At 34.1% G+C, this 14,475-nt stretch carries 18 protein-coding genes; 8 read left to right on the top strand and 10 right to left on the bottom strand.

Annotated elements, in window-relative coordinates; all coding sequences use genetic code 11:
* Both OD90_RS03755 and OD90_RS03750 read right to left on the bottom strand, forming a co-directional pair.
* Entirely contained in the window at positions 1–807 is an 807-nt protein-coding gene (locus OD90_RS03755) for a DUF1853 family protein (RefSeq protein ID WP_144666784.1), read from the bottom strand.
* A gap of 101 nt (positions 808–908) precedes the next feature.
* Positions 909–1,340, bottom strand: coding sequence for a hypothetical protein (locus OD90_RS03750; RefSeq protein ID WP_186434707.1), 432 nt, complete (start codon positions 1,338–1,340; stop codon positions 909–911).
* Between the two features lie 88 nt (positions 1,341–1,428).
* Between OD90_RS03750 and OD90_RS03745 the strand changes: the two genes are divergently transcribed.
* From OD90_RS03745 to OD90_RS03735, 3 genes are all read left to right on the top strand, one after another.
* A complete protein-coding gene (locus OD90_RS03745; RefSeq protein WP_144666777.1) occupies positions 1,429–2,208 on the top strand; it encodes a tRNA pseudouridine synthase A in 780 nt (259 codons plus the stop codon).
* 141 nt (positions 2,209–2,349) lie between these two features.
* Positions 2,350–2,898: a type 1 glutamine amidotransferase domain-containing protein gene (locus tag OD90_RS03740; protein ID WP_144666774.1), complete on the top strand. Its 549-nt coding sequence runs from the start codon at positions 2,350–2,352 to the stop codon at positions 2,896–2,898.
* A 115-nt stretch (positions 2,899–3,013) separates the two neighbouring features.
* Positions 3,014–3,706 carry a DUF2461 domain-containing protein gene (locus OD90_RS03735; protein WP_144666771.1) on the top strand — a complete coding sequence of 231 codons (693 nt, stop codon included), beginning with the start codon at positions 3,014–3,016 and terminating at the stop codon, positions 3,704–3,706.
* A gap of 16 nt (positions 3,707–3,722) precedes the next feature.
* Here OD90_RS03735 and OD90_RS03730 read toward each other — a convergent pair whose 3' ends face one another.
* Together OD90_RS03730 and OD90_RS03725 are read right to left on the bottom strand one after the other, a co-directional pair.
* Positions 3,723–3,866, bottom strand: a complete 144-nt coding sequence (locus tag OD90_RS03730) for an adenylosuccinate synthetase (RefSeq protein ID WP_144666768.1) — start codon at positions 3,864–3,866, stop codon at positions 3,723–3,725.
* On the bottom strand, positions 3,867–4,283 hold the full coding sequence (locus OD90_RS03725; RefSeq protein ID WP_144666765.1) for a glyoxalase: 417 nt from the start codon (positions 4,281–4,283) through the stop codon (positions 3,867–3,869).
* Between the two features lie 239 nt (positions 4,284–4,522).
* Here OD90_RS03725 and OD90_RS03720 point away from each other — a divergent pair, with 239 nt between their 5' ends.
* Positions 4,523–5,119 carry a nitroreductase family protein gene (locus OD90_RS03720; protein ID WP_144666762.1) on the top strand — a complete coding sequence of 199 codons (597 nt, stop codon included), beginning with the start codon at positions 4,523–4,525 and terminating at the stop codon, positions 5,117–5,119.
* 79 nt (positions 5,120–5,198) lie between these two features.
* On the opposite strand, the gene OD90_RS03715 is transcribed toward OD90_RS03720, so the two are convergent.
* The 3 genes from OD90_RS03715 to OD90_RS03705 are packed head-to-tail and all read right to left on the bottom strand — an operon-like array spanning position 5,199 to position 6,908.
* Positions 5,199–5,660 carry an arsenate reductase family protein gene (locus tag OD90_RS03715; protein WP_144666759.1) on the bottom strand — a complete coding sequence of 154 codons (462 nt, stop codon included), beginning with the start codon at positions 5,658–5,660 and terminating at the stop codon, positions 5,199–5,201.
* Between the two features lie 10 nt (positions 5,661–5,670).
* Entirely contained in the window at positions 5,671–5,976 is a 306-nt protein-coding gene (gene hpf, locus OD90_RS03710; protein WP_144666756.1) for a ribosome hibernation-promoting factor, HPF/YfiA family, read from the bottom strand.
* Positions 5,977–5,987: 11 nt separating this feature from the next.
* On the bottom strand, positions 5,988–6,908 hold the full coding sequence (locus tag OD90_RS03705) for a mechanosensitive ion channel family protein (RefSeq protein WP_144666753.1): 921 nt from the start codon (positions 6,906–6,908) through the stop codon (positions 5,988–5,990).
* Positions 6,909–7,070: 162 nt separating this feature from the next.
* On the opposite strand from OD90_RS03705, the gene OD90_RS03700 reads away from it, so the two are divergent.
* Entirely contained in the window at positions 7,071–8,426 is a 1,356-nt protein-coding gene (locus tag OD90_RS03700; RefSeq protein WP_144666750.1) for an NAD-dependent succinate-semialdehyde dehydrogenase, read from the top strand.
* A 42-nt stretch (positions 8,427–8,468) separates the two neighbouring features.
* Here OD90_RS03700 and OD90_RS03695 read toward each other — a convergent pair whose 3' ends face one another.
* Positions 8,469–9,086 (bottom strand): M15 family metallopeptidase, encoded by a 618-nt coding sequence (locus tag OD90_RS03695; protein ID WP_144666747.1) that lies wholly within the window; start codon positions 9,084–9,086, stop codon positions 8,469–8,471.
* Positions 9,087–9,169: 83 nt separating this feature from the next.
* Between OD90_RS03695 and OD90_RS03690 the strand changes: the two genes are divergently transcribed.
* Positions 9,170–10,378, top strand: coding sequence for a class I SAM-dependent rRNA methyltransferase (locus OD90_RS03690; RefSeq protein WP_144666744.1), 1,209 nt, complete (start codon positions 9,170–9,172; stop codon positions 10,376–10,378).
* Between the two features lie 9 nt (positions 10,379–10,387).
* Entirely contained in the window at positions 10,388–11,938 is a 1,551-nt protein-coding gene (locus tag OD90_RS03685; RefSeq protein WP_144666741.1) for a family 20 glycosylhydrolase, read from the top strand.
* Here OD90_RS03685 and OD90_RS03680 read toward each other — a convergent pair.
* Both OD90_RS03680 and OD90_RS03675 read right to left on the bottom strand, forming a co-directional pair.
* On the bottom strand, positions 11,931–12,359 hold the full coding sequence (locus tag OD90_RS03680) for a hypothetical protein (protein ID WP_144666738.1): 429 nt from the start codon (positions 12,357–12,359) through the stop codon (positions 11,931–11,933). The two genes, OD90_RS03685 and OD90_RS03680, sit on opposite strands and share 8 nt — an antisense overlap.
* Before the next feature lie 116 nt (positions 12,360–12,475).
* Positions 12,476–13,531 carry a vWA domain-containing protein gene (locus OD90_RS03675; protein ID WP_144666735.1) on the bottom strand — a complete coding sequence of 352 codons (1,056 nt, stop codon included), beginning with the start codon at positions 13,529–13,531 and terminating at the stop codon, positions 12,476–12,478.
* Between the two features lie 233 nt (positions 13,532–13,764).
* Between OD90_RS03675 and OD90_RS03670 the strand changes: the two genes are divergently transcribed.
* Positions 13,765–14,475, top strand: a complete 711-nt coding sequence (locus tag OD90_RS03670; RefSeq protein ID WP_144666732.1) for a hypothetical protein — start codon at positions 13,765–13,767, stop codon at positions 14,473–14,475.

Raw genomic sequence — 14,475 nt, 5'->3', positions numbered from 1 at the left:
TTAAGACCACCAGACCACAAATCCCTTCTCTAAAATGCCATTCTCTTTTTTCACCCAGATGAGAGGTGCTCTCAGTTTTAAAAGTTTTATTGTAATATCCATTAAAATTCTAAAATGACTTTTCCAAGGAACATTGAGATGCGGCTCATGGAGCCATTCATGCTTTTGCGTTAGATAAAATTCATATGATTGAAATTTTGAAGATTTAAATTCTTCAAATCGCATCCAGAAACCAACGATACATGCAGGATTTAAAGGTCTTATTGGCGGGCTCTCCGTTCCATAAGGCATAAATAACTGTCCTAAGAAACAAACTTTTTGTTCAAGTACTTCATGATTTATAGATAGTCTAGATAGGGCCTTTTCACCTTCTGTAGTATGTGCTAAGGGTAATTGTTTATCTCTAGTTTTTTCTATTTTAGAAAAAAACATATCGTTCCTATTAGGCCCCATAAGTCGGTGGATAGGTTCAGAAATGGTAGGGTCAATAATATAAAATTTATAAGTAAGCTCTATGTGAATGGGTATGCTTTCGCGAAAGCTATCTGTTATTATAAAATCAAGTTCACCTATTGTAATTTTCTCTTTTTTTACCTGAATGTTGTGCGCAATAACTTTATATCTTTCAGAATGTTCAAGTAATTGCTTACATATATATTCTATCTGGTGGCCAAGCCTTAGATGGCTCGCAATAGGTTTTGGGTTAAAGTCATCTAGTGATACAATTGGAAATTCAAATTGCTCTAAAGAAAATTGCTCATTTTTCCACAATGGTGCTGTTTGAATAAATCCAGTAATATGTTTCATTTCTTTTACAAATACTAATGATTTACTCAACTATGTAAAGCAGAGTGGGGATTAGGGTGTTGACTTGTTCTTAACGATACTGTTAGTAAAAAGGAAAGAAGTTACTTGATCCACCCTTTACTCAAAGAATATTTACTAAACCACCAGAAAAACAAACCTAAAAGAACCACAATTAGTGGGAAAATCAATCCTCCTAATAAGCCAAAATTATTCACACCATCTATACTTATTATTATGTAAGCAGCATGTACAATGGAAGCTATAAGGGACACTAAAAATAGAGGGACCGCATAAGTTTTGCGAGCAACAAGCATTAAACTTGCTAAGAATCCAGTGATTGTAGCTATGCCATAAGCGATTTTATACCATAATGGAGCGCTAGCAGCCATTTCAATTTGCTCAGCTGTGTAACTGGCTTGTGAAATCTCTGGAGCAAATGCGTCCATTAAGAATGCAGACAATCCCATTACATTCCACAATAAAGCTACAATTGCCACAATCCAAAACAAGGCAGTTGGTTTTTGTGTAGACATCATATTGATTTTTATGGTTAGACAACTAATTTACAATTTTTTTCAGTTTCTTAATTTAAAAATAGAATTTCAAGATTACTTTTGATCTATGTTTGAAAAACGGTTTTATTACCTACTTAAAATACAGTATTTAGGTTTTCGTTACCACGGCTGGCAAAAACAGCCAGATGTACTTACTGTAGAGCGCATGATGGAACGTACATTAGCGTATGTATTAGATCATAAAAAATTTAAACTTCTTGCTTCTGGAAGGACAGATGCAAAGGTTTCTGCAAATGTGGCTTATGTGGAGCTCTTTCTTAATGATGAGCCTTTACCCAAAACTGATTTTTTAGAACTATTTAATACAAATCTTCCTCAAGATATACGCTGTTTAAAAATTACAGAAGTAGATAAGAAGTTTAATGTAATGGATGCACCTAAGTCTAAGGAATATGTATATCTATTTTCTTATGGAGAGAAAAACCATCCCTTTTCAGCTCCATACATGATTAATATTGCAGGACAACTTGATCTTAAACTAATGATGGAGGCGGCAAGACATTTTGAGGGTACTCACGATTTTAAATCATATACCTATAAACCAAACCCAGAAACAAAGACCATAGGAACAATAGACTCTGCTCAAATTGTGAGGAATGATTTATATACCGCAAGTTTTTTTCCAGAGGAGAGTTTTGCCTTTCGCGTAAGCGGAAAAGGATTTAAAAGACACCAAATGCGTCTTATGATGGGAATATTATTTGACTTAGGTCAAGGTAACTACGATCTTGATTTCTTTTTAAAAACATTAGAAGCTTCAAATGAAATAAAGCTTACTAGAATTGCTCAAGCCAGTGGTTTATTACTCCAAGACGTACAGATTTAACATAGTTAACATAAAATCAGACTATTTAATAAAGGTTTAACCGTAAACGGTCTAACCTTATACTGTCGTTAACGGCCAGCAGGAGCAGTCCCCTGTATCTTTGTATCATAATTAATTGTTTAACTAAAAAGAAGAAAGATTATGAATAAGAGAATAGCAATTTTAGCAACAGACGGATTTGAAGAAAGCGAATTAAAATCACCAAAAGAGGCGATGGAAAACGCTGGATTTACAGTAGATATAATAAGTGAGAAATCTGGAACCATTAAAGGGTGGGCAGATGGAAATTGGAGCAATGAATACACTGTTACAAATACAATTGATAACGTGAGAGCAGACCAATACAACGCACTCATGTTGCCAGGCGGTGTGATTAATCCAGATAAATTAAGAAGAAATGACGATGCAATTTTGTTTATACGTGATTTTTTCAAACAGAAAAAACCAGTAGGAGCAATCTGCCATGCACCACAACTTTTAATTGAAGCAGATGTGGTAAAAGGCCGTGAATTAACATCATTTAATTCCATAAAAACAGACTTGATTAATGCAGGAGCAAAATGGATAGATAAAGAGGTTGTTTGTGACGAAGCCTTCGTAACGAGCCGTAATCCAAATGATCTACCAGCATTTAATAGTAAGCTAATTGAAGAAATTAGAGAAGGTAAACACGAGTTACAACACGCATAGTGTTGTATTGATTGATTGGTGAATGAAAGCCGCCACGCATTAATGCGTGGCGGCTTTTTCTATGGGTTTATCTAAGGGTAGAATTTGTAACTTTATAGTAATAAAACAAGAATTAATGACTAAAATAGACCAAGTTGTATTTGATTTTTTGAAGAAGTTAAAAAATAATAATACTAGAGAGTGGATGGAAGAAAATAGAGCTCAATATCTTACAAATGAGAAAAAATTAAAACGTATTTATGAGGATATAAGAGTAGGGCTAAGCGAAGATGATGAGATTGACAAGGTAAAAATCTTTAGAATAAATAGAGATGTAAGGTTTAGCAATAATAAAACGCCTTATAATATTCATAGATCAGTAAACTTTGGTAGGGCCGGTGCACATAGAAGAGGTAGCTATTACCTACGTATAGAACCAGGTGGTCATTCTAGAATAAGTGGCGGATTTTTTAGTCCTGAGCCAGCAGATTTAAAAAGAATTCGTAAAGAATTTGAAATGGATTCAAGTGAAATAAGAGCTATTCTCAATGACGAGGAATTTAGAAGAAGTTATGGTGGGTCATTTGATCCAATAAGAGCAGTTAAAACAGCTCCTAGAGGATTTGATAAAAAAGATATAAATATTGATCTTATAAGGCTACAGAGCTTCTTTGTGACAAAAACATTTAATGACTCAGAAGTTCTTTCAAAAGACTTTGTAAATAATGTAGTAACTAATTTTAAACTGTTAAGGCCATTTTTTGATTATATGAGTGAGGTGCTTACTACAGATCTCAATGGTGAATCTATACTTGATAGCACGCATTAAAATATAATTTTCTACACTACTTTCTATTTTTGTTTCTTGCAATCACGTATACGATAATGAGTAATATAGGTAATACAATAAAAACTATTAGCTCCATTGGAGATGAAGGGTCGATAGGAGTATTATTTTGTGGTTTTGGAACCTCTGTAGGTATTTGCATTTAGCTAGCTTTAAGGGTTACGGGTCTTTCAAAAAGTTGTATTTGACTTAAAAGTCTTTCTTTTACGATATTCATCATACGTTTATTCAATGCAGATGAATTCTGAATATATTCTTCATATTCTTTTACTGTAAAAAGCCCTATGACCATCCCTTTCATACTATTCCTAAATTTCATGTCTTTTTGAATGGAATTTTCTATATAAGTAACACGTTTTTCAATGGATAAATCATAGAAAACATTCTTATGTTTTGCGACATAGTTTTTAAAAACAGCAATAAGTAACGGATTTTGAAGCTTTACAATGGGGCGTAGTGTAGCGTTTTGAAAGTGTTCATCATCACTCATTCCTTCTGTGATACGAGCACTTGGAATTTCTGGTCGTATGCGTTTAATGTCATTAGGTCTATCATTCATAATGATTGTGTTTTCATAAAGTTAGGAATTGTTTTCTCGCTTTCGCGAAAGCGGTCACTTACTTCTCAACAGTTTTATCAACCATCAAAATTTAATTCTACTAAGATTTATAAGATAAATTCAGTATGTAAATAATTGAAAGGGGTGGGGTAGTGTTAATAATTTTAAAGTAGGTACGTTAAATTGTATTAAATCATCGTAAATAACAGCTAAGCTCAATTAGTTTTATAATAAAAAAAATGACGAAAGCAGCACAAACATCTTCCAGAATCTTACCTCAAATTACAGATAGATGGAGTCCAAGGGTTTTTGGTCAAGAAACCATTGATGAAGAACTTTTAAGAATGCTCTTTGAAGCAGGACGATGGGCGCCAAGTTCTAATAATTTACAACCATGGTTAGTGATTTGGGGTATAAAAGGTACAAAACAATATGATCGTATTTTTGATTGCCTTGATGAGTTTAATCAATCATGGGCAGGAAATTCTCAAGCATTAATACTTTGCGGTTATAAAAAGACAAACCCAGAAGGTAAAGAGAATTTTCACGCCCTTCACGACTTAGGTTTATTTATGGGTAATGTATCAGCACAAGCACAACATCTGGGAGTTGCATTACATCAAATGGCTGGTGTAGACTACAAAAAGGCAATGAAAGAGTTTAATGTACCTGATGATTTTCATATTGCTACGGCTACTGCTATAGGATATTACGGTGGTGATTTAGAAAAATTACCAGAAGATCTTCAGAAAGAAGAAACAAAAAAAAGATCACGCAAGGAGCAGACTTCATTTACATTTAACGGTGATTTTGACAGAGAGCTATTTACAAAATAGCATAGAATAATACTTTATTAAAATAAAAAAGCTCTGAATTTTTAAGTTCAGAGCTTTTTTGTGATGCGTGTATATCAAATTACACTTGACTCTCTCCATCAGTATTTGACGATATGTCTGGGTTATCGCCTATATTATGCTTTTCTAGGCCTGCAGAGTCTACATTTATAAATGATAAAGCCTGCGATGGTGTAGTAATCTGTAAAGCCCTTTTGCCTTCTATTAAAATAGGATTTTGTAGAGCAACTGGGTTATTTTGTAAAAAATGTATCCAGTCATCATTACTTAAAGTAGCATCTTTGGCAAAAGAGTCTACATCTGGATGTTCTTTAGAAATAAGCTCATCAATGCTTGCGCCCAGTAGATCTGCGACTTCCGTCCATTGAGTACCAGTTAAGCCACTTTCTGATATATTGATAAAGTTTGTGGCTTTCTCACTACTTTGAGCATAACCCAAGGTTTGCTTTGCAATACTGCTTTCATTTGTATAAATGACTATCAGTTCATTTTCATCTGTTGCTAGTGTCATATCTGTAGACATAAAATAAATATTAATGGTGTTCTTGCATTTTCTCTTTTTTCTTGCGCAACTGTTTTTCGACTTCCCCTATAGCCGTCTTTAGGGATCCGTGAAATTCTGCACTACTGTGTTCTGCAAATAGTCTAGGTCCTGGCATACTCACTCTTAACCCTGCAATCTTACCAGTCTCATCACTAGAAGTATTTTCTAGTTTAAAAAAGACGTCTGCTCTGTGTACAAATTGGTATTTATCTCCAAGTTTTTGTAATTGCTCTTTTGCAAAATTTTCAAGTTCGGTACTTGCAGTTACATCGTGATATTCAAATATAATTTCCATAGTTTCTGTTTTTAATTAGTATTTTTTTGTTGGTCTTTTTGTTTTCTAAAACTAAGAGGGAATTCTTTTACTCCTCCGTACAGTTTGATCTCTTGTATATCTGCTGGCATATAGAAACCTGCATCCTCAAGAGCTTCTTTTACATTGCGTACTACATTACCTTTTGTGATCAAAGCGGTCTTCCTAAAATCTTTTGTATCAACCCAGAAAAAAACTTTTAGGTTTACAGTACTCGTAGCAAGTTCATCTTCTATTACAAAATTTTCATGAAGTGCATCATTAATAACATTAGGTTCCTTTTCTAGCGCTTTAAGAACAGTTTCTTTTGCACCTTCTATATTATCTTCATAAGCAATTCCTATAATGAAATCCCATCTAAAGAACCCGTCTTCCGTATAATTTGTTACAGGTTCTGTTAAGACATCACTGTTAGGGATATACACATCTTTGCCATCAAAGGTTTTAAGTTTAGTATATCTTAAATCTAACGTTTTTACTTTACCAAAATTGGGTCCTATTTCAACGGTATCGTCTACGTCAAAAGGCCTGTTAAAAGCAAGAATGATACCTGCTATAAAATTTTCACCTATATCTTTAAACGCAAATCCAAGTACTACTGCACTAGCACCAGCGGCAGTAAGAATTCCTGTAGCAATACCTCCTAATCCTGCTGCTTTTAAAGCTAGCATGATAGTTATAATAATAACTGTAAATTTAATGGCGGTTCCTAAAAACTTGCTCATTAAAGGATCTTTAGTATTTGCAGAAATTTTTCTTCTTGCAAACCGTCCTATCCATCCTGCAACTAATATTCCTACTATAATAATAAGAATTCCTATTGTGATATCTGGTAGCTGATCCATAAATCGATCTGCAGCATTTTGAAAGGTCTCTTTAATAGAAGTAACTCCGTCTTGGGAAGTATAAAGCATAGGTATTGATTGGTATTTAAAAATACTGCTCAAAGCACTAAATACTCTTAAAAGCGTATCAATTCACATTTCCTTAAGATATTTTATTTATTAGGCGTTAAATTGATCATAAGGCCACAGATAATATCTCAATCACCTATTAACTTTAAAAAAAATCTACCCATGAATATTGTATCTAACAATCCTTATACAAATAAAGAAGTATTTACTATAAAGGCGCTTAATCTTGTAGAAATAGAAGAAAAATTAGCAAAAGCACAAAAAACGTATCAATCTTGGCGTAAAACGTCATTGCAAGAACGCTCTATGCATTTACTAAATGTTGCAAAAGAGCTTAAAACTAATAATAAAGAATATGCAGAGACCATGACTGCAGAGATGGGGAAACCTATCAGTCAATCTATAGCAGAAATAGATAAGTGTGCTTGGGTTTGTGAATATTACGCAAAAAATGCTCCAGAACATTTAGCAAATAAAGTGATAGAGACAGAGGCTTCAAAAAGTTATGTGCGTTATGAGTCTCTAGGAGTTGTACTTGCGATCATGCCATGGAATTATCCGTTTTGGCAAGTATTTAGATTTATTGCACCAGCACTTATGGCAGGTAACATAGGTGTTTTAAAACATGCTAGTAATGTCATGAAAAGTGCAGAAAATATTGAAAAAGTTTTTGATAGAGCGGGGCTACCTAAAGGTTGTTTTCAAAATATGGCGATTGGAAGTGAGCGTGTAGAAAATATCATTAAAGACGATCGTATAAAGGCTGTGACACTCACTGGAAGTAAGCCAGCAGGTTCTTCTGTAGCTAGTATTGCTGCGAGTGTGATTAAAAAATCAGTATTAGAATTAGGGGGAAGTAATGCTTTAGTTGTTTTTTCAGATTGTGATATAGATAAGACGGTTGAGACTTGCGTACAAGCACGTTTTCAAAATACTGGACAAAGTTGTATTGCTGGCAAACGTCTTCTGGTTCACGATAATATTTATGAAGAATTTGTTTCCGCTTTCGCGAAAGCGGTATCCCAATTGAAGTCTGGAGATCCAATGGATTTAGAAACATATATAGGGGTAATGGCTAGAGAGGATCTTGCTAAAGAGCTAGACAAACAACTCAAAAAGTCTGTTGATAAAGGAGCAAAAGTGATCTTAGGAGGACATAGGCAAGACGCTTATTTTGAGCCTACGATTGTCACTGAAGTTACTCCAGAAATGAGTCTTTTTAAGGAAGAGACTTTTGGGCCAGTGATAGGCATTACTTCTTTTACAACAGATCAGGAAGCGGTAGATCTTGTAAATCAATCAGATTTTGGATTAGGAGTATCCATTTTTACGACTAATGAAGATAGGATAGAAACACTTATACCACAATTTGAAGATGGTGCTGTATTTGTAAATGATATGGTTAAGAGTAATCCTAACTTACCTTTTGGAGGTACAAAAATCTCAGGATATGGAAGAGAGCTTTCTATGGATGGGATACAAGAATTTGTCAATAAAAAAACAGTGTATATTAAATAGGTCCTCTAAAAAATGAGATATTTAAAAACTAATCTTTAGATATTACTCACAATCAAAATCCAAGTCCAATACTTTTAAACCATAATTTTTTTCATCATAATTAAAATGCCACCATTCTGTACGAATAGGTGAGAAGCCATGTTTTTTCATAATCGACCATAATAACTTTCTGTTAGCAACAATTGTTTCGTTATGAGGATGATCTATATGCGCCTCTTTTCCAAAATGGTCATAATCACTTCCCATATCAAGTATGGAGTCTTTAAGTGTTACGATAGTCATATCAATTGCAGCTCCTCGGTTGTGTATGGAACCACTTTTATATGGGTTACCCACATATCCTGGGTTAGGAAAAATATCCCACATTTTTTTTTGAACAGAAACAGGTCTATAGCAATCAAATAATTTTATCTTATAACCCAACTCACAAAACTCATCATTAGCACTTACTAAGGCCTTTGCAACTTCAGGAATCAGTAGGCACTGTACACAGTCATATACCGTCTGTTTTAAAAAATTATCATCAGTTGCATATCTGACATCGTAGGCAAATTCTGATGCAAATTGATCAACGTTAATGAGTGGAGATTCTTGGTCACTTTGAAAAGCAAAAAAAGTAGCTCCAATCATCAATAGTAAAAGCGTTCTATAAATTCTCATAATGGAAAATTACAATTTATTTGTGGTATCTCCCACATCTTAATTTCAAGAAGTATCTTCGCTCATAGAAAGTAAAGCTACAAATGATCGTATTACCAAAAATACAAACACAGCGTCTTGCCATAAAACTCACCTCGAAAGCAGAAAAGCTTGTGAAACAAGGTCACCCTTGGGTTTTTGAAAATAGTATACTAAAAATAAGTAAGGACGGAAGAGCTGGAGATCTGGCTATTCTTTTTGATACTCGTACGGACAAGGTATTTGCGATAGGTCTTTACGACCCTGAGTCACCTATTAGAATTAAAATTTTAAGTAATACACCTGCTCAAATTAATAAAGATTTTTTTCACTTAAAAATCGAAAATGCCTTTAAACTTCGTAATCAATTATTAAAAACAGATACTAATAGCTATAGACTTATTTATGGGGAAAACGATAATTTTCCAGGTCTTATTGCAGATGTATATGATAATATACTAGTAGTAAAGTTGTATAGTACAATCTGGCTTCCCTATCTCGAAGTTGTTTTACCTCTTTTAATAAACAAATCAAAAACTGAGACAATGGTCCTACGACTAAGTCGCAATGTTTCAAAATCAAAAGACCATAATTTTAGAGATGGAGATGTCCTTCACGGAAATTTAAAAAACGAAGTTGTATTTTTTAAAGAACATGGAGTACGATTTTCTGCAAATGTTATCTACGGTCATAAAACAGGTTACTTTTTAGACCACAGAGAGAACAGAAGGAAAGTAGGTCTGTTATCTCAAGGGATAACGGTTTTAGATGTTTTTAGTTACGCAGGTGGATTTTCTGTACACGCACTAGCAGGAGGAGCAAATGAGGTTACTAGTTTAGATATAAGTAGTCAGGCTCTACAGGTGGCGGTTCAAAATGGGAAACTCAACAAACATAAGGGACAGCATAAAACCATTGCAATAGATGCCTTTGTAGGTCTCCAGCAGTTGATAGAAGAAGGTAAAACCTATCAAATAGTTGTAATTGATCCTCCTAGTTTTGCAAAGAGCGCAAAAGAGATTCCTACAGCAAAAAATAGTTATTCAAGGTTAGCTCAGCTTGGGGCAAAATTAACATCTACAGGAGGCTTACTTGTATTAGCCTCTTGCTCATCTCGTATCTCCTCACAAACATTTTTTGATATATCAGAACAGAATATTGTAAAAGCTGGCAGAGCTTTTAAAACATTAGAAAAAACATACCACGATATAGATCATCCTATCACTTTCCCAGAGGGAGCTTATCTTAAGTGTGGTTATTATCAACTTAATTAATTACAAAATATGAGAATCATTTTTATACTGTTAACATTAGTATTAGTCTCCTGCAAAAAAGAAAAGCCACTAGTAATTACAAATCTTAATAGTACATTTCTCATACCTAAGCCAGAGAGTGTTCAGGAACAAACGTATGGATTTCTTTTTGACGAGGAAACCACACTTCAAACAAACAGTGAGGGTAAAGCTAAGGAAGTGATTTCTCAATTTAAGAAACTCTTAAAAACAACACCGTTTCCACTAAACCTAGATAAAAATTCTAAAACTAAAGATAATACGGTGTCATTTAATTTAGTTTCAAATGATAGTATATCCTCACCAGAGGGTTATGTTTTAGATGTAAATGAAATGCATCTTTCTCTAGCTGCATCAGAACCACAAGGACTCTACCGTGGTTTACAAACCATAAAACAATTACTTCCTAATGCTATAATAGCAGGGAATAAATTAGATAGTTTAACTGTCCCTGGTATCAAAATCATTGATGCCCCTAGATATGAATATCGAGGAATGATGCTTGATGTTGCTAGGCATTTTTTTACTGTAGCTCAAGTTAAAAGACTTATAGATCAAATTGCATTTTATAAAATAAACACACTTCATTTGCATTTAACAGATGATCAAGGGTGGCGTATTGAAATAAAATCTTGGCCAAAACTCACTGAGATAGGAGGAAGCTCTGCAGTAGGTGGAGATATAGGTGGTTTTTATACTCAAGAAGATTATAAGGAAATTGTTTCCTATGCAAAATCTCGATTTATCACTGTCATCCCAGAAATAGACATGCCAGGCCATACAAATGCCGCCCTAGCTTCATATGCAGAACTTAACTGTACTAATATAGCTCCAGAAATGTATACAAAAATGCGTGTGGGATTTAGTAGTTTATGTGTAGAAAAAGAAATCACCTATACTTTTGTTGATGATGTAATAAGAGAAGTTGCGGCGATGACTCCAGGAAAATATATCCACTTAGGAGGTGATGAATCGCACTCAACTACATTAAAAGATTATAAAATATTTCTAAAAAGGGCTTTTGGTATCGTGGCGAAATATGATAAAAAGGTAATGGGTTGGGAAGATATTCAAAGCGCTGGTGTTGATAGTACGTATATTTTACAGCATTGGACATCAGAAAAAATTACCAGACAGGGAATAGTACAGGGAGCAAAGGTTGTCCTGTCACCTGCAAAGCATGCCTACCTAGATATGAAGTATTCCAAAGAATCAAAAATAGGCATTACATGGGCTGGAACAATTGAAGTAGATAGCGCTTATTTGTGGAATCCTTCTACTATATTTCCAAAAGCACATGAATCTCAAATTCTTGGAATAGAATCTCCCTTGTGGTCAGAAACAGTTGTAACTACTAGTGACTTAGAGTATTTAGCTTTCCCTAGAGTGATAGGTCATGCAGAATTGGGTTGGTCCAAAAGCAATGTGAATACTGCAAGTTGGCTTGATTATAAAAAACGCCTGCAAAATCACTATAGTCGCATGGATGTTTTAGGAATTAATTATTACAGATCTCCTATAATTGATTCTGTTTTTAAGTAACTGACTTTTTTTGATAAGAATTTTGTGCTTCCATCGCCCAGTCTATAGCAAGTGTAAGACTATTAAACTTTTTAATATTATTCTTAAAGAATAATTTCTCTAATAAAATATTCGTCTTCTCAATAGGACGATACGTAACAATGGCAAGGGCATGAATATAATTTCTCACTTTAAAAAATTTAAGCCAATCCTGCGGATACAAAGAATAGGAATTAATTCGGTTTGATATGTAAAACAATTTAGAATCTACACCATAGTGAGATTCTGCTATAGTCAAAATCTCTTGTACAGACTCCCAGTTTACTGTAACTCCTTCGTTGAACTCAGATATTACAAATTTTTCAAAAAAATAAAAGGTACCAATGTCTAATATGTAAACATCTTCTAAAGTGTGTTTTATATTTGAATCGCTTACATACATGCAACAAATATAAACCTATTTGCACACTTCGATAAAAGCACCCAAAATAAGGTTATAAGACTATATACAGTACTGCATTCTAGAAATGGAAGCAATTCTAAGGTGATGTTTAAAACTTAGTTACACCCGCCAGTAAACCCTTGTGCATCAAAAGATGTTTGTACAACACCATCTCTATCACCATCCACTACTTGTATAACTAAGTTATTATTGCCACTTCCGTCACGCTTAGGGCTACAATATTCAAATAGATAAAAACTATTAGCTTGTCCCGCAACACCATTTGATATATCATTAAAAACAGTTTCAAGATCTTGAGCACTTGTAGCAAAGGCGCTACCTGTTTGACCAATATCAGAGAGAATATCCTCATCTATTTCAGAGCCAAGTCCAATAGTAAAAAAGCTTAAATCTTCATCAGCTTCATTAACGGCAGCAATTGCTTGTACCTCTGTATATCTGGCTGCTTGATCTGTACCATCTGTAAATAATACAATAGAAGCAGCAGCAAATAAGTCTTGATCATCAAAAGAATCTAATACACCTTCTGCAATTTCTGTGGCTTTTATTACCGCACCATAAAGATCTGTAGAGGGATCATTACTTATAGAAGTATCTATACCATCTATTGCTTGCTGTAGTGTTGTTGCGCTTGTGGTGAGTGGCTGCAATTCGTGTAATACGTCCTCTCCATCAAACCAATAAATGCCCATTTTGAAAGAGTCTGAAGGAATTGCTGGCATTACATTAGATATAAAATTGCTTGATGCTTGTTTGAGTTCATCAAGGCTGGTACTTAGAACACTGTTGCTTAGATCTAATACAAGAAACGTATTGTTTGAAAAGATTTGTGCGTTTGGAGATATAGTACCAGAAGCCTCAGAGCTGGATATCTCATTGTAACAATCATCATTACGCCCTTTTTCAAAAATTGTAAAATTAGAGGGAGTAAGCCCTGGCACTGCATTTCCATTTTGATCATTAACTTTAAAGAAAACAGAAACTTTTGATGGTAGAGTCGTAAATGATTCCTGTATAGTAACATCAAGTTCTTGGGTTCCTAGATTGAGACAGTCAATCCCATACAAGCCTCCTCCGTCATCATCTCTTGAACTACAGGAAGTTAACAGCGTGCATAACGTAAGCACAGTTAATATTAAATAATGTTTCATAGTTTTTCGTTTAGATTGATATTTTTTGAACGCAATCCATGAGGATTTATTTCTTTGAACTAGTGATTAAACCTATTTTATTATTCTGCTGTCCAAACCAAGAGATATAAATATTTTATATTTGATGAGAAGGTGTATAGTGTAATTACGCTTTCGCGAAAGCGTACATCAATTATGGTACGATTTCTGTTTTATGAGATCTATTAAAAGCTATTTTTTGAAAATTAACCCCATTGAAAATTAAAATTTTACTTCGCCTAGGCGTATTTTACTTACTCTTATTATTTGTGGGTTTACCTAAAGCTATAGCACAGGTAGACTTGCCAAGTGCTTCTATTGAGATAAAAGGAAAAGAGATTAATAAAGTGCCTCAAGAGGTGCAAGTCGCTCCCTTTGATTATAAAAAGCAAGATACTAGAATAAAATCCGGGACCTTATTTTTTGATAGTAAAATGAAACTTTCCGACCCATTTACGGCAAAAGAAAAAAGGACGATACGCTTTGTAGAAGGAAACGATTTTGCAAAAAAAGACTATACTGCATTAGAGAAAAAAATGAATAAAGATGCAGTAACTCAAAGGAAAGATGTTGAGCTATCACCAGAGTTTTATAAGGATCAGAATCTCGGAGAGTTCCGTAGCGGATCTAAATTTGTAAATTTTGTATATCGAGACCATCAATATGTTGATGGAGACCGGGTAAGTGTTACAATTAATGATACGATCATAAATCCTAATGTATGGCTTTCTGGAGAATTTAGAGGCTTTTACATAGATCTAAAAAAAGGCTTCAATAAAATTGATATCACCGCACTGAACCAAGGAAGCTCAGGGCCTAATACAGCGCAATTTATTATGTATGATGATAAGCGCAATGTAATTTCTTCAAATATTTGGAATTTAGCAACCGGCGTAACCGCAAGTGTTATTATCATTAAAGATTAA

This window comes from Dokdonia sp. Hel_I_53, from assembly GCF_007827465.1.
Taxonomy (GTDB): domain Bacteria; phylum Bacteroidota; class Bacteroidia; order Flavobacteriales; family Flavobacteriaceae; genus Dokdonia.
Note: the sequence above shows the minus strand (reverse complement) of the source record. Positions and strands in the feature narration are given on the sequence as shown.

Bases quoted from the DNA above. Each gene is read 5' to 3' on its own strand.
- OD90_RS03755 (WP_144666784.1), bottom strand. From the start codon at position 807: ATGAAACATATTACTGGATTTATTCAAACAGCACCATTGTGGAAAAAT.
- OD90_RS03750 (WP_186434707.1), bottom strand. From the start codon at position 1,340: ATGTCTACACAAAAACCAACTGCCTTGTTTTGGATTGTGGCAATTGTA.
- OD90_RS03745 (WP_144666777.1), top strand. From the start codon at position 1,429: ATGTTTGAAAAACGGTTTTATTACCTACTTAAAATACAGTATTTAGGT.
- OD90_RS03740 (WP_144666774.1), top strand. From the start codon at position 2,350: ATGAATAAGAGAATAGCAATTTTAGCAACAGACGGATTTGAAGAAAGC.
- OD90_RS03735 (WP_144666771.1), top strand. From the start codon at position 3,014: ATGACTAAAATAGACCAAGTTGTATTTGATTTTTTGAAGAAGTTAAAA.
- OD90_RS03730 (WP_144666768.1), bottom strand. From the start codon at position 3,866: ATGCAAATACCTACAGAGGTTCCAAAACCACAAAATAATACTCCTATC.
- OD90_RS03725 (WP_144666765.1), bottom strand. From the start codon at position 4,283: ATGAATGATAGACCTAATGACATTAAACGCATACGACCAGAAATTCCA.
- OD90_RS03720 (WP_144666762.1), top strand. From the start codon at position 4,523: ATGACGAAAGCAGCACAAACATCTTCCAGAATCTTACCTCAAATTACA.
- OD90_RS03715 (WP_144666759.1), bottom strand. From the start codon at position 5,660: ATGTCTACAGATATGACACTAGCAACAGATGAAAATGAACTGATAGTC.
- hpf (WP_144666756.1), bottom strand. From the start codon at position 5,976: ATGGAAATTATATTTGAATATCACGATGTAACTGCAAGTACCGAACTT.
- OD90_RS03705 (WP_144666753.1), bottom strand. From the start codon at position 6,908: ATGCTTTATACTTCCCAAGACGGAGTTACTTCTATTAAAGAGACCTTT.
- OD90_RS03700 (WP_144666750.1), top strand. From the start codon at position 7,071: ATGAATATTGTATCTAACAATCCTTATACAAATAAAGAAGTATTTACT.
- OD90_RS03695 (WP_144666747.1), bottom strand. From the start codon at position 9,086: ATGAGAATTTATAGAACGCTTTTACTATTGATGATTGGAGCTACTTTT.
- OD90_RS03690 (WP_144666744.1), top strand. From the start codon at position 9,170: ATGATCGTATTACCAAAAATACAAACACAGCGTCTTGCCATAAAACTC.
- OD90_RS03685 (WP_144666741.1), top strand. From the start codon at position 10,388: ATGAGAATCATTTTTATACTGTTAACATTAGTATTAGTCTCCTGCAAA.
- OD90_RS03680 (WP_144666738.1), bottom strand. From the start codon at position 12,359: ATGTATGTAAGCGATTCAAATATAAAACACACTTTAGAAGATGTTTAC.
- OD90_RS03675 (WP_144666735.1), bottom strand. From the start codon at position 13,531: ATGAAACATTATTTAATATTAACTGTGCTTACGTTATGCACGCTGTTA.